This window comes from Streptomyces sp. TSRI0281, assembly GCF_001905125.1.
Lineage (GTDB): Bacteria > Actinomycetota > Actinomycetes > Streptomycetales > Streptomycetaceae > Streptomyces.
Map to the genome: position 1 here is coordinate 231,985 of NZ_LWLE01000003.1, position 19,311 is coordinate 251,295.

The 19,311-nt window shown below is 69.8% G+C and carries 15 protein-coding genes; 7 read left to right on the plus strand and 8 right to left on the minus strand.

Annotated elements, in window-relative coordinates; translation table 11 throughout:
• Window positions 1-110: 110 nt before the first annotated feature.
• A complete protein-coding gene (locus A6A29_RS09365; protein ID WP_198953030.1) occupies window positions 111-788 on the plus strand; it encodes an NUDIX hydrolase in 678 nt (225 codons plus the stop codon).
• Between the two features lie 91 nt (window positions 789-879).
• Window positions 880-2,085, plus strand: coding sequence for a MarP family serine protease (locus A6A29_RS09370; protein WP_073719530.1), 1,206 nt, complete (start codon window positions 880-882; stop codon window positions 2,083-2,085).
• Between the two features lie 173 nt (window positions 2,086-2,258).
• Here A6A29_RS09370 and A6A29_RS46340 read toward each other — a convergent pair whose 3' ends face one another.
• From A6A29_RS46340 to A6A29_RS09400, 6 genes are all read right to left on the minus strand, one after another.
• Window positions 2,259-2,474, minus strand: coding sequence for a hypothetical protein (locus A6A29_RS46340; protein WP_073719531.1), 216 nt, complete (start codon window positions 2,472-2,474; stop codon window positions 2,259-2,261).
• Window positions 2,475-2,579: 105 nt separating this feature from the next.
• A complete protein-coding gene (locus A6A29_RS09380) occupies window positions 2,580-3,554 on the minus strand; it encodes an alpha/beta fold hydrolase (RefSeq protein ID WP_073719532.1) in 975 nt (324 codons plus the stop codon).
• Entirely contained in the window at window positions 3,551-4,081 is a 531-nt protein-coding gene (locus A6A29_RS09385) for a phage holin family protein (RefSeq protein WP_073719533.1), read from the minus strand. Before A6A29_RS09385 ends, A6A29_RS09380 begins: the two co-directional genes overlap by 4 nt.
• A gap of 39 nt (window positions 4,082-4,120) precedes the next feature.
• A complete protein-coding gene (gene nhaA / locus A6A29_RS09390; protein WP_073719534.1) occupies window positions 4,121-5,527 on the minus strand; it encodes a Na+/H+ antiporter NhaA in 1,407 nt (468 codons plus the stop codon).
• A 277-nt stretch (window positions 5,528-5,804) separates the two neighbouring features.
• Window positions 5,805-7,799, minus strand: a complete 1,995-nt coding sequence (gene acs / locus A6A29_RS09395; protein ID WP_073719535.1) for an acetate--CoA ligase — start codon at window positions 7,797-7,799, stop codon at window positions 5,805-5,807.
• 222 nt (window positions 7,800-8,021) lie between these two features.
• Entirely contained in the window at window positions 8,022-10,682 is a 2,661-nt protein-coding gene (locus A6A29_RS09400) for a SulP family inorganic anion transporter (protein ID WP_079182669.1), read from the minus strand.
• A gap of 284 nt (window positions 10,683-10,966) precedes the next feature.
• Here A6A29_RS09400 and A6A29_RS09405 point away from each other — a divergent pair, with 284 nt between their 5' ends.
• Window positions 10,967-12,358: a hypothetical protein gene (locus A6A29_RS09405; protein ID WP_073719537.1), complete on the plus strand. Its 1,392-nt coding sequence runs from the start codon at window positions 10,967-10,969 to the stop codon at window positions 12,356-12,358.
• A gap of 107 nt (window positions 12,359-12,465) precedes the next feature.
• Here the strand turns inward: A6A29_RS09405 and A6A29_RS09410 are convergent, their stop codons facing one another.
• Window positions 12,466-13,461 carry an ATP-binding protein gene (locus A6A29_RS09410; RefSeq protein ID WP_073719538.1) on the minus strand — a complete coding sequence of 332 codons (996 nt, stop codon included), beginning with the start codon at window positions 13,459-13,461 and terminating at the stop codon, window positions 12,466-12,468.
• A gap of 102 nt (window positions 13,462-13,563) precedes the next feature.
• On the opposite strand from A6A29_RS09410, the gene A6A29_RS09415 reads away from it, so the two are divergent.
• On the plus strand, window positions 13,564-14,388 hold the full coding sequence (locus A6A29_RS09415) for an oxidoreductase (RefSeq protein ID WP_073719539.1): 825 nt from the start codon (window positions 13,564-13,566) through the stop codon (window positions 14,386-14,388).
• 419 nt (window positions 14,389-14,807) lie between these two features.
• Here the strand turns inward: A6A29_RS09415 and A6A29_RS09420 are convergent, their stop codons facing one another.
• Entirely contained in the window at window positions 14,808-15,650 is an 843-nt protein-coding gene (locus A6A29_RS09420; RefSeq protein WP_073719540.1) for an HAD family hydrolase, read from the minus strand.
• Window positions 15,651-16,150: 500 nt separating this feature from the next.
• Between A6A29_RS09420 and ssd the strand changes: the two genes are divergently transcribed.
• The 3 genes from ssd to A6A29_RS09435 are packed head-to-tail and all read left to right on the plus strand — an operon-like array spanning window position 16,151 to window position 19,301.
• Complete coding sequence (gene ssd, locus A6A29_RS09425) at window positions 16,151-17,287, plus strand: septum site-determining protein Ssd (RefSeq protein WP_073719541.1); 1,137 nt, start codon at window positions 16,151-16,153, stop codon at window positions 17,285-17,287.
• On the plus strand, window positions 17,284-18,432 hold the full coding sequence (locus tag A6A29_RS09430; RefSeq protein ID WP_073719542.1) for a TadA family conjugal transfer-associated ATPase: 1,149 nt from the start codon (window positions 17,284-17,286) through the stop codon (window positions 18,430-18,432). Before ssd ends, A6A29_RS09430 begins: the two co-directional genes overlap by 4 nt.
• Entirely contained in the window at window positions 18,429-19,301 is an 873-nt protein-coding gene (locus A6A29_RS09435) for a type II secretion system F family protein (protein ID WP_073719543.1), read from the plus strand. Before A6A29_RS09430 ends, A6A29_RS09435 begins: the two co-directional genes overlap by 4 nt.
• Window positions 19,302-19,311: the final 10 nt, after the last annotated feature.

Below are 19,311 nucleotides of genomic sequence, written 5' to 3' on the forward strand. Positions count from 1 at the left end.
CCCGGACCGCGCCGCGCACAGCGAACGCACCAAGCACAGGGAACGGACCGGGCACAGGGAACGGACCGAACGCGGCGCACGGACCGCGCACGAGGTCTGCCGTCAGCACGATGACCGACAGCGCGATGGCCGTCACCAGCGACGGTCTGCCCGGCTGGCTCGACCCCGTCGCCGGTGCGGCGCGCACCGTGCGCCCCCAGCAGCTCAGCCGTTTTCTGCCACCCGAGAGCGGCGCGGGACGGCAGTCCGCCGTCCTGATCCTCTTCGGTGACGGGGTGCGCGGTCCCGAGCTGCTCCTGATGGAGCGTTCCGGATCCCTGCGTTCCCATGCCGGACAGCCGTCCTTCCCCGGCGGCGCCCTGGACCCCGAGGACGGCGACCAGGCGACGACCGGGCCGCTCAGGGCCGCGTTGCGGGAGGCCGAGGAAGAGACCGGGCTGGATCCGCGGGGCGTCCAGCTCTTCGGCGTGCTGCCCCGGCTGTACATCCCGGTCAGCGGCTTCGTCGTGACCCCCGTCCTCGGATGGTGGCGGGAGCCCAGCCCGGTCGGGGTGGTCGACCCGGCCGAGACCGCCCGGGTCTTCACGGTTCCCGTGGCGGATCTCACGGACCCGGCCAACCGGGCGACGGCAGTTCATCCGAGCGGCCACCAAGGACCGGCATTTATGGTCGAATCCGCCCTGGTATGGGGTTTCACGGCCGGAGTGATCGACCGGATTCTGCACTACGCCGGGTGGGAACGCCCGTGGGACCGGGCCAAGCAGGTGCCGCTCGACTGGCGTGCATGACAGGCTGACCCCACCTGCTGCGCTGTTCCGGGCCCGGCCCGGACCCCGTCGTACGGACGGGCCAGGTGACGAATCTGCGAGGCTATAGACGGTGAACGTGCTGGACATCCTGCTGTTGGTCGGCGCCGTGTGGTTCGCGGTCATCGGCTACCGCCAGGGTTTCGTCGTCGGCATCCTTTCGGTGATCGGCTTTCTGGGCGGCGGACTCGTCGCCGTCTACCTCCTGCCGCTCATCTGGGACCGGGCGACCGACGGGTCCGAGGTCTCCTCCACGGCCGCCATCGTCGCGGTCGTCATCGTGATCGTGTGTGCCTCGGTCGGCCAGGCATTCACCACCCACCTGGGCAACAGACTCCGCCGGTACATCACCTGGTCGCCCGCGCGCGCCCTGGACGCCACCGGGGGCTCACTCGTCAACGTGGTGGCGATGCTGCTGGTCTCCTGGCTGATCGGTTCCGCGCTCGCCGGTACGTCGCTGCCGACGCTGGGCAAGGAGGTCCGCAGCTCCTCGGTCCTGCTCGGCGTCTCCCGGGTGATGCCCCGACAGGCGTCCACCTGGTTCACGGACTTCACCTCGGTCCTCGCGCAGAAGGGCTTCCCGCAGGTCTTCAGCCCCTTCGCCAATGAGCCGATCACCGACGTCAAGGCCCCGGACCCGGCCCTGGCCGGCAGCCCCGTCGCCGCCCGCGCGAAGAAGTCCATCGTCAAGGTCATGGGCATGGCCCCGAGCTGCGGCAAGGCCCTCGAAGGCACCGGATTCGTCTTCTCCGAGCGCCGCGTGATGACCAACGCCCACGTGGTCGGCGGCGTCGACGAGCCGACCGTCCAGATCGGCGGCGAGGGACGGCTGTACGACGCGAAGGTCGTCCTCTACGACTGGCAGCGCGACATCGCCGTACTGGACGTCCCGGACCTCCGGGCCGAGCCGCTCAAGTTCACCGGCACCGACGACGACGCGGAGTCGGGCGACAGCGCCATCGTCGCGGGCTTCCCGGAGAACGGTGCCTATGACGTGCGCTCCGCCCGCGTACGTGGTCGCATCGACGCCGACGGTCCGGACATCTACCACCGGGGCACCGTGCGCCGTGATGTGTACTCGCTGTACGCGACCGTGCGCCAGGGCAACTCCGGCGGGCCGCTGCTCACTCCGGACGGAAAGGTGTACGGAGTGGTGTTCGCCAAATCGCTCGATGACCCGGACACCGGCTACGCGCTGACGGCGGACGAGATCCGCCCGGACATCGCGCGCGGCCGTACCGCCAACCAGCAGGTCGACAGCCAGGGCTGCGCGCTCTGAGTCCCGGCTGCCGACCGGCCGGCTTGCCCGCCGGAGCCTTCGCCGCCGACTGCCGGACCTGTCGCCCTCTGACGGCCGGAGCCGCCGCCCCTTGACCGACCGGACCTCGTGGTGCGGTCAGTGAGTCGGAGCGGGCGGCCCGTTGTCAGAGTGCTGTTGAGCCATCTCCGCGATCAGTTGCGCGGGTGACGCAGCCGCGCCGAGACCCAGCGGGCCCGACGGCGGAGAATGCGCGGAATCCCGAGCCGGTGATGGGTCCGGGGATGGTGCATGTCATGCGCATCGTGCAGCCGGCCCTGGGGGCCGCCCCCCTCGTGAGTGCCCACACCGGCTGTCGCGGTGGAGCGGCGGTTGCGTGCTTCGTCAGTGAAGTCGTGCGTCCAGCCCATACCCCGACGTCTGCCCGTGACCCAAGGTCGGTAATCGTGTGGGAGTCAGCCAATTGGCCTATGCGGCAGGCAAGTGGCTGCTCGCCGGACGGCTGCGCCCCGGTGCTACCGGTCGGGCTCGGGATCCTTGAGCCAGTTGATGAGTTCGGTCGAGAAGCCGACCGGATCCTCTTCGTGGGGGAAGTGCCCGAGACCGTCGAAAAGTCGCCAACGGTAGGGCGCCTCGACGTACTCGCCGGACCCCGCGGAACTCCGTGTCCTGACCGCAGGATCGAGTGACCCGTGCAGGTGCAGCGTCGGTACGCGTACCGGCCGCTTCATCCGCCGGTTGAACTGGATACCGTCCGGTCGCGCCATGGACCGCACCATCCAGCGGTACGGCTCGATCGCGCAGTGCGCCGTCGACGGGATGCACATGGCACGCCGGTAGACGTTCACGGCCTCCTCGTCGGGGAAGTCCGCGGTCCGCGGCCCCGACCAGTCCCGGATCAGACGGCCCACCAGGGCGGCGTCGTCCGCGACGAGCTGGCGTTCCGGCAGCCACGGCCGCTGGAAACCCCAGATATACGAGCCCGACCGGGACTGCGAGAAATCGGAGAGCATCGCGGAGCGCCAGCGGCGCGGATGCGGCATCGAGGACACCACGAGCCGCCGGACCAGCTTCGGCCGCATCACCGCGGCCGTCCACGCGAGATAGCCGCCCATGTCGTGGCCGACCAGTGCGGCGTCGGGTTCACCGAGCGAGCGGATCACGCCGGTGACGTCGAGCGCCAGGTTGGCGGGGTCGTAGCCCCGGGGCGTGCGGTCGCTGCCGCCCACCCCGCGAAGGTCCATGGCCACGGCACGGAAACCCGCGTCGGCGAGTGCGGTCAGCTGGTGGCGCCATGTCCACCAGAACTGCGGGAAGCCGTGCAGCAGCAGCACCAACGGCCCGTCCCCCATCTCCGCGATGTGGAAGCGCGCACCGTTGGCCGCCACGTCGCGGTGGGTCCAGGGGCCGTCGAGACGTACAGGACTACCGGTACCGGACGGACTCGACGAGCCTGCCGGACCGAATGGGCTGGAATCGGGGACCGTCATGTGGACGAGCGTGCCACAGCGTCGGCCTTGTCCATACCCGGGCGGTTCTCGACGGCCTTGTCCGCCAGGGTGCTGCCCGAGCGCCGCAGGATCGCGTCGGCCTCCACCGAGGGCCGGGGGTGCGGCTTGACGGCCTGGAGCACGGCGGCGGTCTGCTTGGCCGAGGCGATCGACTTCTCCGGCGGCTTGACCTTCTTGAACTTGGCGATCGCGATCAGCGCCAGCAGCACCGCCAGCAGAATGAACGCGCCGCCCACGATCAGGAACGACCAGGCGAGTCCGAGCCCCAGATTATGGATCCCGTACGCGGCCGCGAAGCTCAGTACGGGCAGCGCGAACAGAATCAGCACGCCCGCGACGATGAAGGCCACGCTGCCGATGACGCCGCGCTTGACGTCCTGTCGTACCTCGGCCTTGGCCAGGGCGATCTCATCGTGCACCAGCGCGGACATCTCGGCCGTCGCCGAGGCGACCAGCTGTCCGAGACTGCGGTCCGCGCTGCCCGCGTAGTTGCCGGGGTCGCTCATCCCTGACTCCCTCTCCTCTTCAACACATCCGATGTCAGATCATGCCGGACTGTCCGGCTTGTTGCGCGCTGCCCCCGCCAGTTCGGCCAGACGGCGGTGCTCGGCCGCCTTCCTCTCATGGATCACGGCCATCCGCAGGTGATACTCCGGGTCGTCCTGTTCGTAGATGTCGGGTACGCCGGACTGGTCCTCGTCGAGTTCCTCCGCCTCGTACAGGGCCCGGTATGTGCGTACCCGGAGTTTGAGCAGTACACCGGAGATTACGGCCGCTATCAGGGAGCCGATCAGTACGGCCGCCTTGATCTCGTTGACCATTTCCGTATCGCCCTCGAAGGCGAGCTCGCCGATGAGCAGCGAAACGGTGAAGCCGATTCCGGCGAGCGAGGCGACCGCGAAGACATCCGCCCAGGCCAGGTCCTTGTTCAGCTCCGCCTTGGTGAAACGGGTCGCGAGCCAGGTGCCGCCGAAGATGCCCACGGTCTTGCCGAGGACCAGTCCGAGGACGACACCGAGGGTCTCGGGCCGGGTGAAGACACCGGCGAGCGCGTCGCCCTTGAGGGAGACACCGGCCGAGAAGAGCGCGAACAGCGGCACGGCGAGCCCGGCCGACAGCGGGCGGACCAGATGCTCGATGTGCTCACCGGGGGAGTGCTTCTCGCCCTCGCGCCTGGTGCAGCGCATCATCAGGCCCATGGCGACACCGGCGATGGTGGCGTGGACGCCGCTGTTGTACATCAGGCCCCAGATGACCAGGGCCAGCGGTATGTAGATGTACCAGCCCCGGATCCCCTTGCGGATCAGTACATAGAAGACGGCCAGTCCGGCGAAGGCTCCGCCGAGCGCCATGAAGTCGATGCTGTCCGTGAAGAAGACCGCGATGATCAGGATCGCGAAGAGGTCGTCGACGACGGCGAGGGTCAGCAGGAACGCGCGCAGGGCGGAGGGCAGCGAGGTCCCGATGACCGCGAGCACGGCGAGCGCGAACGCGATGTCCGTGGCCGTGGGGACGGCCCAGCCGTCCGTCGATCCGCCGCCGAGGGACGTGGTCAGGAAGTAGACCAGCGCGGGCACGGCCATGCCGCACAGCGCCGCGACGACCGGGAGGGCGGCCGCCTTGGGGTCCCGGAGTTCGCCCGCGACCAGCTCACGCTTGAGTTCGACGCCCGCGACGAAGAAGAAGACGGCGAGCAGCCCGTCGGCCGCCCAGTGCGCCACGGAGAGGTTCAGGCCCAGCGCCTCGGGACCGAAGTGGAAGTCGCTGATCGTCTCGTAGCTGGACTGGAAGGTGTTCGCCCAGACGAGGGCCGCGACGGCGGCGACCAGCAGGATGACTCCGCCGACCGTCTCGGTACGCAGCGCTTCCGCGACATAGTTCCGCTCGGGCAGCGGAAGACGGCCGAGCAGGGTGCGGCGGGGGGACGGGGGTGCGGGGGCAGGCGCGGCCACGAGTGGGGACCTCCGGGTCGGTACGGCAGCGATGGCATGGCTGATGCACTTGCCGACCAGACTTCCCGGCACACCCTTTGGAAATTTCTTATTGCGTTGTTGACGCAGCGACCACTGTACCTGGGAGGCCGGAAACCGTATCCAGTGGTTTTCACCCTAAATGCCCGATGGGCACCCGGCGCGTCGCCGGATGCCCATCGGGGTCGTACGTACAGATGCTTCTCGGTACGTCCTGGCCGTCGACGCGTCAACGGCCCAGGTACGTGGTGGCGGGCTGTCAGTCCTCGGAGGAGGCCGGCAGCTGCGTCTGGATCAGGTCCATGACCGAGGAGTCGGTGAGCGTGGTGACGTCACCCAGTTCGCGGTTCTCGGCGACATCGCGCAGCAGACGGCGCATGATCTTGCCCGAGCGGGTCTTGGGCAGCTCGGCGACCGGCAGGACCCGCTTGGGCTTGGCGATCGGTCCGAGTGTGGTGCCGACGTGGTTGCGCAGCTCCGCGACCAGTTCGTCGGAGGCGGTCGCCGAACCTCGCAGGATCACGAACGCGACGATCGCCTGGCCCGTCGTCTCGTCGGCCGCGCCGACCACGGCGGCCTCGGCGACCGACGGGTGCGACACGAGGGCCGACTCGACCTCGGTGGTCGAGATGTTGTGCCCGGACACGAGCATCACGTCGTCCACCCGGCCGAGGAGCCAGATGTCGCCGTCCTCGTCCTTCTTCGCCCCGTCGCCCGCGAAGTACTTGCCCTCGAAGCGCGACCAGTACGTGTCGAGGTAGCGCTGGTCGTCGCCCCAGATGGTGCGGAGCATGGAGGGCCACGGCTCGGTGAGGACGAGGTAGCCGCCCCCGCCGTCCGGAACTTCCCGCGCCTCGTCGTCGACGACCGTGGCGGAGATGCCCGGCAGCGCGCGCTGGGCGCTTCCCGGCTTGGTCTCCGTCACACCCGGCAGCGGCGAAATCATCATCGCGCCGGTCTCGGTCTGCCACCAGGTGTCCACGATCGGGCACTTGTCGGCGCCGATGTGCTTGCGGTACCACATCCATGCCTCGGGGTTGATCGGCTCACCTACCGAACCGAGGACGCGCAGCGAGGTCAGGTCGAACTTGGCGGGGATGTCGTCCCCCCACTTCATGAACGTACGGATCGCGGTCGGCGCGGTGTAGAGGATCGTGACGCCGTACTTCTGCACGATCTCCCAGAAACGCCCCTGGTGGGGAGAGTCGGGCGTGCCCTCGTACATGACCTGGGTGGCGCCGTTGGCCAGCGGACCGTAGACGATGTACGAGTGTCCGGTCACCCAGCCGATGTCGGCGGTGCACCAGTAGACGTCGGACTCCGGCTTGAGGTCGAAGACCGCGTGGTGGGTGTACGCCGCCTGGGTCAGGTAGCCGCCCGAGGTGTGCAGGATGCCCTTCGGCTTACCCGTGGTGCCCGAGGTGTAGAGGATGAAGAGCGGCTGCTCGGCCTCGAATGCCTCGGGGGTGTGCTCGGCGGACTGGCGGGCGGTGATCTCGTGCCACCAGATGTCGCGGCCCTCGGTCCACGCGGTGTCCTGACCGGTGCGGCGGACCACGAGGACGTGCTCGACGCTCTCGATACGGGAGACGGCGTCGTCGACCGCGGGCTTGAGCGCGGAGGGCTTGCCGCGGCGGTATCCGCCGTCGGCGGTGATGACGACCTTGGCGTCCGCGTCCCGGATGCGGGCGGCGATGGCGTCGGCCGAGAAGCCGCCGAAGACCACCGAGTGCGCGGCGCCGATGCGGGCGCAGGCCAGCATCGCGATGGCGGCCTCGGGGATCATCGGCAGATACACGGCGACCCGGTCGCCCGTACCGACACCGAGTTCGGTGAGGGCGTTGGCGGCGCGGGAGACCTCGTCCTTCAGTTCCGCGTAGGTGATGGCGCGGCTGTCGCCGGGCTCACCCTCGAAGTGGATGGCGACCCGGTCGCCGTTGCCCGCCTCGACGTGGCGGTCCACGCAGTTGTACGCGACGTTGAGCTTGCCGTCCGCGAACCACTTCGCGAAGGGCGGGTTGCTCCAGTCGAGCGTCTCGGTCGGCTCCGTGGCCCAGGTCAGGCGACGGGCCTGCTCGGCCCAGAAGCCCAGCCGGTCCGCCTCGGCCTGCTCGTACGCCTCTGCGGTGACGTTGGCGTCAGCGGCCAGCTCGGCAGGCGGCGCGAATTTCCGCTCTTCCCGAAGCAGGTTGGCCAGGCTTTCGTTGCTCACGACTTCTCCCAGTCCCAGGGTGTCCGTTGTGTCCCGGGGCATAGCTCATCAGGCCAAGGGCCAGGTGACAAGTGTCTGCCGGGAATTGGTTTAGACCTGTGTCTTCGTGTATGGAGGCACGATCCCGCTCCCGGCCAGGACCTCGCACGGCTCCTTCACGGGGTCGCACGGGCACCTCACGGCACCGCACGATCCCCAGGGGCAATGCGTTGTCCTGGTAGGAAGCGGGATCACAAGGTCTCACGGACTGGGGGTGTGTCTGGTTCAGACGTGGGTACGTTCCAACTCGCCCGGACCGGAAGGGTCGATGAACGGGGTGAGGGGCGGCTCGGCCGGCATATCCGGATCGGCACCTGGCCCGACCCGGTCGAAGACCTCATCGGGCCCCGTACCGGAACTGGAGCCCTCGGTCAGCAGATACGCCTGCGCCTCGCCGACATGGAAGTACATGCCGTGCAGCTGCAGTGTGCCTTCCGCGAGCCGTCGCGCCACCGCCTCGTGCGCCCGCAGATGCTCCAACTGCTGAACCACGTTGGTGAGACAGAGCTGTTCCACCGCATCGGTGGGCAGCCGGCCGGAGATCCGCGCCCAGGAATGATGGCGGGACGCCATCCGCTCCAGGCTCGGCAGCCCGTACCGCAGCCAGCGCCACAACGGCGTCCTGGGGGTCTCGGGACCGGCATTGAGCAGGGCGTTCATGGCCCCGCAGCCGGAGTGCCCACAGACGGTGATGGACTCGACCCTCAGCACGTCCACCGCATACTCGATCGCCGCGGCCACCGAGTCGTCGCCGCTCTCCGGCGATTCGGTGTCCGGGGTGGGGACCAGGTTGCCGACATTGCGCACGGTGAAGAGGTCACCCGGGCCGCTGGACGTGATCATGCTGGTGACCAGGCGGGAGTCGGCGCAGGTGATGAAGAGCTGGGAGGGGCGCTGACCCTCGGCGGCGAGCCTGGCCAGCTCCTCGCGCACCAGCGGTGCCGTATTGCGCTGGAACGAGCTGAGGCCGCTGAGCAGGCGCTGGGCCCCGGTCGGGCGCGTCGCGCCTGCGGTGCCGTCGGTGGATCCGGTGGCTCTCGCGCCGACCGCGTTGCCGGCGGCGCCGGTGCCGGACTCGTGGAGCGTGTCGGCGGCGGTGGTGGGCTGTGTGGGGCGGTCATGGCAGTGGTGGTTGCGCCACGGGGTCCAGGGGCGACAGCAGGAATGCGCCGCCGCGGCCGGTTCGGCGATGCGGCCGCCCGATCTCCCGGTGAAGACGATCCGTCCGCCCTGGGCGAGCTGAGCGGTGCGCCAGTCCTGGATGGCCTCGTACGCCCCGTGGTCCATGAAGAACCCGTCCAGCTCGACGGTCGCGTCGACCCTCTGCGGAAGCTGGCCGAGCGTCCGGGTGAGGCGCGGAACGGCCAGAAAGGTCAGCTGACCGCGCACGATCACCAGATGCCGGCCGTTCTGCTCGCTCACCGTGATTCTGGTGCGGGCCAGCCGATGCAGCGCGACGGCCACGGCCACGGCGATACCGATCGCCACGCCCTTGAGCACCCCGAAGGCGAGCACGCCCGTGATCGTCGCCCCGTACACCAGGAACTCCCGGTGTTTGTGGACGTTGCGGATGTGAGCGAAGCTCACCATCTGGATGCCGACGACCATCACCAGGGCGGCGAGCGCGGCCAGCGGAATCCATTCGAGCGCCGTGACGAGCAGCGCCGCCGCGAGCAGTACCCAGACGCCGTGCAGCACGGTGGCGGCACGGCTGGTCGCCCCGGCCCGTACGTTGGCCGAACTGCGGACCGCGCCGCCGGACACCGGAAGCCCGCCGAGCAGTCCTGCGAGCGCGTTGGCCATGCCCTGCCCGCGCAACTCGCGGTCGAGGTCGGAGCGTTGGACGGGAGAGGGTGGCTGACCGGACTGCTCGGCGGTCACCTGGGAGGGCCGAGGTGGGTCCGGGGCGGCTGTACGGGCGGGCGGCGGGTCGGACTCCTGCGTGGCCGGCGGGCCGGACGGGGAGGGAGCCTCCCCCGACGCGCGGTCGGCCTGGTTCGCCGCACGTTCGGCGGCCAGCTTGTCCACGGCCACCGCGGCGAGCAGTGACTCCAGGCTGGCCACCAGCATCACCGTGAACACGGCTGTGGCCAGGGCCAGTACGGGGCCCTTGGGCAGCTCGGCCAGGGCGTGCGAGCGCCAGGACGGCAGATCGACCCGGGCGATCCGGGGCGTCACCGCGGCGGCCACCGCCGTGGCGATCACCACTGAGGCGAGCGCGGCCGGAATTCTCCGTACCGCTCTCCCGGCACGCCCCGGCAGCCGTGGCCACAGCACCAGAACGGCGATGGTCAGCGCACCGATCATCGGGGCGGCCGGACTGAGTCGGGCCAACTGGGCGGGCAGGGAAAGGGCGTTGCCCATGGCCGAGCTCTGGGGTGAGCCGCCGAGCACGATGTGCAGCTGAGCGAGGGCGATGGCCACACCGATACCGGCGAGCGTGCCGTGCACGATGGCGGGGCTGACGGCCAGCGCACTGCGGGCCGCGCGCAGGGAGCCCAGCAGGATCTGAAGGAGGCCGGCGCCGATGGTGATGGCACAGGTCGTGCGCCAGCCGTAGATCTGGATCAACTCGGCTGTGACCACGGTCAGTCCGGCGGAAGGGCCGCTGACCTGGAGGGGGGTCCCACCGAGCAGTCCGGCGACGATCCCGCCGATGGCCGCGGAGACCAGACCGGCGGACAGCGGGGCGTCGATGGCGACGGCCAGGCCGAGGGACATCGGGACGGCGATAAGGAAGACGGTGATCGATGCGGACACATCCGCGCCCGCGATACGGAATCGGCGCCCGCCGGGCGGCGGGCTGTGGGGGCGCTTGACTCCCGAGGCGCGGGGAGGGCGCGAGCTGGGGGTTCGTTCATGACGAGTGGGGACGCAGGCAGACATGTTCCCGTCTCCTCCGGGGCAGCGCGGTCGCGGGGGTGTGGGGGACGCGGCCGTGGGTCACGGCGTGCAGCGGCGGGATTTCTCAACTCTCAGTAAACGAATCGTAATGCAGAGTAAAGTCGCGTGTCTCACAATTGGGGCAAATGGGCCATCGAATCACCCATTCAAGTGAATAAGCGTCTTTTCATACGGCCTGTCGCCCGTGGCTTGCAGGGCTGCGTGCGACTTTGACCGCGCCTGTCGGCACTTCAACGCAAATAACCTGCAAGGAAGAGGGTGGGCGGATGATGGCCGCCACGAAGAGGATCGCCGTGGGCCTCACGGCCACGGCGCTGATCGCGGGACTCGCGGGCTGTTCCGGTGCGGAATCCGGTGACCCCGGTTCCCGGGCGCCCGGTTCCGGCGCCGAGAAGAAAGCCCAGGAAGCCAAGCAGAAAGGCCCTGGCGGCGCCCCCAAGAACGCAGTCAAGCTCATCGGCGACGGCTCGACCGCCTTCACCGGTGTCCAGCCGAAGCTCCCGGTGGCCAAGCGCATGGCGCCCGGTCAGAAGCCTCCGCAGTTCGTGGTGTTCTCCTGGGACGGTGCGGGGGAGGACAGCCAGAAGCTCTTCTCGCACTTCCGCGGTGTCGCCAAGAAGTACAACGCCAGCATGACCTACTTCCTCAGCGGCGTGTACCTGCTCCCGGAGGAGAAGAAGACCCTCTACGACCCGCCCAAGCACTCGGCCGGCCGCTCCGACATCGGCTTCAACGACACCGAGGGAATCCGCGACACCCTCGACGAAGTGCGTGCCGCCTGGCAGGACGGCAACGAGATCGGTACCCACTTCAACGGTCACTTCTGCGGCAAGGACGGTGGGGTGGGGACCTGGTCCGTGGAGGAGTGGAAGAGCGAGATCAACCAGGCCAAGTCCTTCATCAAGAACTGGAAGACCAATACCCCGGAGCTCAAGGCGGAAGCGCCCCTGCCCTTCGACTACGACAAGGAACTCGTCGGCGGCCGCACCCCCTGCCTCGAAGGGCAGAAGAACATGGTCGCCGCAGCCCGGACGATGGGCTTCCGCTACGACTCGAGCGGCGTGGGCAACCAGGTCTGGCCCGAGAAGAAGGGCGGCGTCTGGGACCTCCCGCTCCAGCTCGTCCCGGTGCCGGGCCGCGCCTTCGAGACCCTCTCGATGGACTACAACTTCATGTTCAACCAGTCCGGTACGACCCAGGGCGACCCGGACCAGCACGAGTACTGGGGCGACCAGATGCGCGACGGTCTGCTCCAGGCGTTCGACCGCTCGTACAACGGCAACCGCGCCCCGCTGATCATCGGCAACCACTTCGAGTCCTGGAACGGCGGCACGTATATGCGTGCCATCGAGGAGACCATCAAGAACGTCTGCACCAAGGAAGGCGTGCGCTGCGTGTCCTTCCGGCAGCTGGCCGACTGGCTGGACGCGCAGGACCCGGCGGCACTGGCCAAGCTCACCACTCTCGGTGTCGGCCAGGCGCCCAAGGGGGGCTGGCCGGCCTACCTCTCAGCCCGGACCGCTCCCGCCAAGCCCGCGGAGAAGGGTGCGGACAAGCCTGCGCACAAGCCGGTGGAGAAGGGCGAGGCCGGCCGGCCCGCAGACAAGGGAGGGGCCGAGGCCGCCCACGCGAAGTCGGCGGACCAGGACGCCGGTTAGGGCGTTCCTTTCGATCCCACCGGGCTCGGATGCCCCGGCACGGGCATCCGCGGCATGCCCGGGACGCCGGACCGGCCGGACTCACCCGGCCGGTCCGGCGGCCACGGCTACGCGGGTGCCGCGACGCCCGTCTCCGCGTGATGCTCGTCGAGCACGAAGGCGGGGTCGACCTGCGCGGCCAGGTCGGCGCCCGTCTTCTCGTTGCCCCAGCTCTTCGCGTTCTTCAGGTGGAAGTGCACCATCTGCCGTGTGTAGCGCTCCCAGTCGCGCAGTTCGTACGAGTCCTCCGCGGCGTCCTGCAGGGCCTGCAGCGCCATCCGGTTGTCCGCCTCCAGCAGCTCGAACGGGGACGGGCGGCCCTTCTCCATCGCCCGTACCCAGTCGGAGTGGCCCACCCCGACGAGCAGATCGTCGCCGACCTCCGCGCGCAAAAAGTTCAGATCGTCCTGCCCCTGCACCTTGTTGCCGATGACCTTCAGGGCGATGCCGAAGTCCCGCGCGTACTCCTTGTACTGGCGGTACACCGACACCCCCTTCCTGGTCGGTTCCGCGACCAGGAACGTCATGTCGAAGCGGGTGAACATCCCGGAGGCGAAGGAGTCCGACCCTGCGGTCATATCGACCACGACGTACTCGTCCGGACCGTCGATCAGGTGGTTGAGGCAGAGCTCGACCGCCCCGACCTTGGAGTGGTAGCAGGCCACCCCGAGGTCGGACTCGGTGAACGGGCCGGTGGCCATCAGCCGGATGTCCCCGTCGTCCAGCCGAACCGTACGCGCGCAGGCGTCGTAGACCGGGTTGTCCTCGCGGACGCGCAGCAGCCGCGATCCCTCGCCGGGCGGCGTCGTCTTGATCATCGTCTCGGCGGAGGCGATGCGGGGGTTGCTGCCCCGCAGATAGTCCTTGATGAGGGGCAGCTGCGCACCCATGGCGGGCAGCGCGGCCGCTTCCTCCTCGTCGAGCCCGAGTGCGACTCCGAGGTGCTGGTTGATGTCGGCGTCCACTGCGACGACATGGGCTTCATTGGCAGCGAGGTGGCGGATGAAGAGCGAGGACAGCGTCGTCTTGCCGCTGCCGCCCTTCCCGACGAAAGCGATCTTCATGTTCACCTAGGGTAGTCGGCCGAGCGCGGTCCGCTGCCATGGTTCGTGAAGAAGACCACTCCAAGGCGGTAAGGGTGTAGGGGGCGCGTAGCCTCGCTACTTATGAGTACGACTGCCTCAGACCCGCTTGCCACCCTCGGTGCCCTGCCCGGGGTCACCGACGCCGTGGACTCCGTACGCAAGGCCGTGGACCGGGTCTACGGTCACCGCGTGATGCGTCGTCGCAGCAATGAGGTCACCGCCGAAGCGGCGCTGCGGGGTTCCCGCGGTTCCGCGGCGCTGGCCGGCGCCGACTGGAATCTGGAGGAGGTGCGCCGGCGCACCGACTTCCGGGGTGAGGACGAGGCGCGTACCGTCGGGGCCGCGCTGCGGCTGACCGCGGAGGCCGGTCAACTGCTCTCCATCTGGCGGCAGTCGCCGCTGCGGGTCCTTGCCCGGCTGCATCTGGTGGCGGCCGGCGGAGCCGGTCCCGATGACGCGGTCGGACGTCCGCGGCTGGCCGGTGAGCCCGTCGACGAGCCGCTGATCGAGGCACCGTTGCCGAGCGCCGACGAGGTGGCCGGACGGCTCGAAGGTCTTTCGCAGCTGATCATCGCGGGTGGTGCGGCCCCGGCACTGGTCACCGCCGCGGTCGTGCATGGCGAACTGCTCGCCCTGCGTCCCTTCGGCTCCCGCAACGGCCTGGTCGCACGCACGGCGGAGCGGATTGTGCTGATCGGCAGCGGACTGGACCCGAAGTCCATCTGCCCCGCCGAAGTGGGCCATGCGGAACAGGGGCGGGCGGCCTATGTCGCGGCGTTCGAAGGCTATGTGGCGGGGACGCCCGAGGGGATGGCCGCCTGGATCGCGCACTGCGGACGCGCGGTCGAGCTGGGTGTCAGGGAATCGACCGCGGTCTGCGAGGCGCTGCAGCGCGGCGCCGCGTAGGCGCGGAACCCTCGCACGCTTCGGCAGTGGGGCGGGGCGAGAGGGGCGCCGGGTCGGGATTCCTGGGTTCCGGACGCCAGGGGAACGGGTTGCGGCGGTACCGGAACCGGTACCGCCGCTGGCACGTCCGCCCAGTTACCAAGCGTCCTCGAAATATGCCCATCAGGTCGGGAACTTTGCCCGTCACCTGGTGCGGCTGGCCCGTAATCGACGGGTCGACGTCGCGTGGGTGCTCGGCTTTCATGCTCGGTCCGTGGGGCCTTATCTGCGTGAAAGGTGATCCTCTCGGATGTCCCTGGTCTCGCGGGCCGTTGACTCCTTTGTACTCCTGTACCGGGGGAAGGGAAACCCCTGGCCCTACTTTCTTTACTTTTAGGTTCAAACAAGGGTGAATCGGGCGGTCGGCCGAAGGTCGGTCATCACGCGGAAAGCGCGCCGGCGGTACGTCGGCGGTTGGCGTACCAGACCAGCCCCGCGGTCACGGCTGCCGCCCCGACCGCCGCCGCGGCCACGAGTGCCGGGCGCGGCGGCATCGAGAAGGCGGGCAGTCGCTGCTTGAGGCGGACGGGGCGGTCGAAGACGAGAATCGGCCACTCTCTGAGGGTCGCTTCGCGTCGCAGTGCGCGGTCGGGGTTGACCGCGTGCGGGTGTCCGACCGCTTCCAGCATCGGTACATCGGTGGCGGAGTCGCTGTAGGCGTAGCAGCGCGAAAGGTCGTACCCCTCCGACACCGCGAGCGCCTTGACGGCCTCGGCCTTGGTCGGTCCGTACGCGTAGTACTCGACCTCGCCCGTGAAGCAGCCGTCGTCGCCGACGACCATCCGGGTGGCGACAACCCGGTCGGCGCCGAGCAGCTCGCCGATCGGTTCGACGACCTCGGCGCCCGAGGTCGAGACGATGACCACATCGCGTCCGGCGGTGTGATGCTCCTCGATGAGGGTGGCCGCCTCGTCGTAGATGATCGGATCGATCAGCTCGTGCAGGGTCTCGGCGACGATCTCCTTGACCTGCTGGACGTTCCATCCCTTGCAGAGGGCGGAGAGGTATTCACGCATCCGCTCCATCTGATCGTGATCTGCGCCCCCGGCGAGGAACACGAACTGTGCGTACGCGGTGCGCAGTACGGCACGGCGGTTGATCAGTCCGCCTTGGTAGAAGGACTTGCTGAAGGTCAGAGTCGAAGACTTCGCAATGACCGTCTTGTCCAGGTCAAAGAAGGCTGCTGTACGCGGCGAGAAGCAGTTTTCCACAAAGGTGAGCATAGGGGCCCACCATTCGGCGTAAAGTCCGGCGCGTGGGTTTGCCTGAGAAGGCTGTCGGGTACACCATGGAAGTCACGGATCGTTCGCGACCGTGCTAACCCGGTCCGACTCCTCCCCCCCCGAGTCGGCCGTGGGGACGACCCCCGCTCTCCCCCCCGGCGGGGGTCGTCGCATGTCCGGACGCGTTTTTGACGCTCGGATCCAAGCTTTTTCGCCTCCTCCCGGCCGCGGCGGCCCTTCTCTCGCCCGCGCTCCGTCCACCATGCCTCGTCACAGTGTGTAGCGGAAGTGCTGCGCTCCGGAAGTCGCCTGTATGAGCTACGGAGTTATTCACAACGCCGAAGTTGTCCACAGTTTTTCAGCAAGATCCACATGTTTTTCCGAGGTGTTGCACGTTGATTCCACCCGCGAAGTCCGCGGGTTCCGGAATCGCGCATCTCGGAACGTTCCGAGATCGCCGCGAACCGCACTGAAGGGGCAGTGGGAAGGGGGCGGAGATCGTGGCTGGATCGCTTGCACGGGAAGGTCTGCCGTGCGTCGAAGGGCGGCGGGGCGGACCGCTGATCGTGACCGAGGACGTGGAGCTGCTCGACGATCTGCTGCGGCTGTGCGCGGCGGCCGGAGCGGAACCGGAAGTGCATCACGGACCGCCCGAACGCAGGGGCGGCTGGGAGCAGGCGCCGATGGTGCTGGTGGGCGACGACGCCGCCCTGCGGTGCCGCGGTGCCGCCCGCAGGAGTGGCGTGATGCTGGTCGGACGGGACCAGGACGACCCGGACGTCTGGCGGCGGGCAGTGGAGATCGGGGCCGAATATGTGCTGAGGCTGCCCGATTCCGAGAGCTGGCTCGTCGACCAGATTGCCAACGCGGTCGAAGGGGTGGGCCGGCCCGCCCTCACCGTCGGGGTGATCGGAGGAAGGGGCGGCTCCGGCGCATCCACGCTGGCCTGCGCCCTCGCGGTGACTGCGGCGAGGTCCGGCCGACGGACCCTGCTGATCGACGGCGACCCACTGGGCGGAGGCATCGATGTGCTGCTCGGGGGTGAGCGGGCCGAAGGAATGCGGTGGCCGGATTTCGTCCATTCCAAGGGCCGCCTCGGCGGTGGGGCACTGGAGGATTCCCTGCCCGCACTGCATGGTCTGCGGGTGCTCAGCTGGGGCCGGGACGACGAGGTGGTCATCCCGGCGCAAGCGATGCAGGCCGTACTTGCCGCCGCGCGACGGATCGGTGGGGTGGTCGTCGTGGATCTCCCGCGAAGGGTCGACGAAGGAGTTGCGGAGGCACTGGCTCAGCTGGACCTCGGCCTGCTCGTGGTCCCCGGTGAGCTGAGGGCGGTCGCGGCGGCGAAGCGGGTGGCGTCGATGGCCGGAATGGTGCTGGGCGACCTTCGGGTGGTGACCCGAGGGCCGTATGCGGCGGGCCTGGACGAACGATGGGTGGCGCAGGCGCTCGGCCTGCCGCTCGTGGGTGAACTTCCGTCGGAATCAGGGCTGCTGGCGGCCCAGGACGGGGGTGCGCCACCGGGCGGCAGCGCGCGCGGACCACTGGCCCGGTTCTGTACGGCGTTCTGGGACCGGGCGGACGTCACGGGCGGCGGGAGCCTCGCCGCGGGCGTGCCCGGGGGAGGTGTGTCATGACGGAGGCGCTGCTCGACGCGGTGCGGCAGCGACTGGCGCGCAGCGGTGCGGCACCCACACCCGCCGGAGTGGCCGCCGCGCTGCGGGCTCAGGGGCGGTTGCTGGGGGACGCGGAAGTGCTCGGCACGGCAGCGCTGTTGCGTGGCGAGCTGGTCGGCACCGGAGTGCTGGAGCCACTGCTGGCGGACCCGGCGGTGAGCGATGTGCTGGTGTCCGCGCCGGACCGGGTGTGGGTCGACCGGGGCGGCGGTCTCGAACTGACGGGGATTTTCTTTCCGGACGCGGCGGCGGTGCGGAGGCTCGCGCAGCGGCTTGCGGCGGTGGCCGGGCGGCGGCTGGACGATGCCCGCCCGTGGGTGGACGCGCGGCTTCCGGACGGGACCCGGATGCATGCCGTTCTGCCGCCGGTGTCCGTCGGCTCGACGTGTCTCTCGCTGCGCGTGGTGCGGCCCCGGGCCTTCACCCTGGCGGAGCTGGTCGAGGCGGGGACGGTGCCGCCGGGTGGCGACCGGGTTCTGCGGGCGCTGGTGGAGGCCCGGATCTCCTATCTGATCAGCGGGGGGACGGGAGCAGGGAAGACGACCCTGTTGGCAAGCCTGCTCGGAGCGGTCGGCGCACACGAGCGGATCGTGCTTGCCGAGGACTCTGCGGAACTGCGGCCGGACCATCCGCATGTGGTGCGCCTGGAATCCCGCCCCGCGAATCAGGAGGGTGCGGGGCGGGTGACCCTGCGGGATCTGGTGCGGCAGGCGCTGCGGATGCGCCCCGACCGGCTGGTGGTCGGGGAGGTGCGAGGGGCCGAAGTGACGGACCTGCTGGCCGCTCTGAACACAGGTCACGAAGGTGGCTCCGGCACTGTTCACGCGAACGCGGCCGAGCACGTCCCCGCCCGGCTGGAGGCCTTGGGGACGGCTGCGGGGCTCGATCGGGTGGCGTTGCACAGTCAGTTGGCGGCCGCGCTCTCGGTGGTGGTCCATCTCGTACGGGACCGCTCCGGGCAGCGGCGGATCGCCGAGGTGCATGTGTTGGAGCGGGATGCGGCGGGGCTGGTGCTGACGGTTCCGGCATTGCGCTGGGGTGCCGAGGGCTTCGTGCGGGAGCGGGGCTGGGAGCGCTTGGGGGCACTGATCGGGGGTGCGCCATGACCGGAGGGGCTCCGGCGTACGCGGCGTACGCGATGGCGGTCTGCGTGGGGTCGGCGGCGTGGCTGGCCGCGGCACAGGACCCGGGGGTACGGCGGGCGCGGGTGCTGTTCGTGGACGAGGCGGTGGTGCCTCGGCGGCCGTGGGCGGGGCTCACCGCGGTGCGGGTGTTCGTCCTGGAGCGGCGGGAGTGGTGGTGCGTGCCGCCGGCGGTGCTGCTTGCCGTGCTGGGGGCTTCGGTGCTGCCGCTGGTGGCGGGGGCCGTGGCGGTTCCGTTGGCGCGGCGGTGGCTGAGGGGGCGGTCCCGGCGACGGGTGAGGGAGCGCGGGGCGGAGGCGGTGACCGCGCTGTGCGGTGCGGTGGTGGGGGAGTTGCGCGCCGGGCGGGAGCCGGGTCAGGCGTTGCAGGTCGCCGTGCGGGAAGCGGTGGCGCCGGGCGGGGCACTGGGTGGGGCGGAGGTCGCGTTGCTGGCGGCGGCGCGGTTCGGCGGGGATGTGCCGGATGCGTTGAGGAAGGCGGCGGACGGGCCGGGCCTGGGCGGGCTGGCCGGAATGGCGGCGTGCTGGCGGGTGGCGGTGGACGGCGGGGCCGGGCTCGCGGCCGGTCTGGACCGGCTTGAGGGGGCGTTGCGGGCCGAGCGGCTTCGGCGGGAGGAGCTGCGGGCCCAACTGGCGGGCGCCTGGTCGACGGTGGTGGTGCTGGCACTGCTGCCGGTGGCGGGTCTGGGGCTGGGTGCGGCGCTCGGGGCGGACCCGCTGGGGGTGCTGCTGCACAGTCCGGGCGGGCTGGCGTGCCTGGCGGTGGGCGGACTGCTGGAGGCGGCAGGGCTGTTGTGGGCGGCCCGGATCGTACGGGGAGGGGAGGCGGCGTGAACGTGGTGAC

What these genes read in the sequence shown, in the direction of transcription:
- A6A29_RS09365 (WP_198953030.1), top strand. Translation starts at nt 111, where the DNA reads ATGACCGACAGCGCGATGGCCGTCACCAGCGACGGTCTGCCCGGCTGG.
- A6A29_RS46340 (WP_073719531.1), bottom strand. Translation starts at nt 2,474, where the DNA reads ATGGGCTGGACGCACGACTTCACTGACGAAGCACGCAACCGCCGCTCC.
- A6A29_RS09380 (WP_073719532.1), bottom strand. Translation starts at nt 3,554, where the DNA reads ATGACGGTCCCCGATTCCAGCCCATTCGGTCCGGCAGGCTCGTCGAGT.
- A6A29_RS09385 (WP_073719533.1), bottom strand. Translation starts at nt 4,081, where the DNA reads ATGAGCGACCCCGGCAACTACGCGGGCAGCGCGGACCGCAGTCTCGGA.
- acs (WP_073719535.1), bottom strand. Translation starts at nt 7,799, where the DNA reads ATGCCCCGGGACACAACGGACACCCTGGGACTGGGAGAAGTCGTGAGC.
- A6A29_RS09400 (WP_079182669.1), bottom strand. Translation starts at nt 10,682, where the DNA reads ATGTCTGCCTGCGTCCCCACTCGTCATGAACGAACCCCCAGCTCGCGC.
- A6A29_RS09405 (WP_073719537.1), top strand. Translation starts at nt 10,967, where the DNA reads ATGATGGCCGCCACGAAGAGGATCGCCGTGGGCCTCACGGCCACGGCG.
- A6A29_RS09410 (WP_073719538.1), bottom strand. Translation starts at nt 13,461, where the DNA reads ATGAAGATCGCTTTCGTCGGGAAGGGCGGCAGCGGCAAGACGACGCTG.
- A6A29_RS09415 (WP_073719539.1), top strand. Translation starts at nt 13,564, where the DNA reads ATGAGTACGACTGCCTCAGACCCGCTTGCCACCCTCGGTGCCCTGCCC.
- A6A29_RS09420 (WP_073719540.1), bottom strand. Translation starts at nt 15,650, where the DNA reads ATGCTCACCTTTGTGGAAAACTGCTTCTCGCCGCGTACAGCAGCCTTC.
- A6A29_RS09430 (WP_073719542.1), top strand. Translation starts at nt 17,284, where the DNA reads ATGACGGAGGCGCTGCTCGACGCGGTGCGGCAGCGACTGGCGCGCAGC.
- A6A29_RS09435 (WP_073719543.1), top strand. Translation starts at nt 18,429, where the DNA reads ATGACCGGAGGGGCTCCGGCGTACGCGGCGTACGCGATGGCGGTCTGC.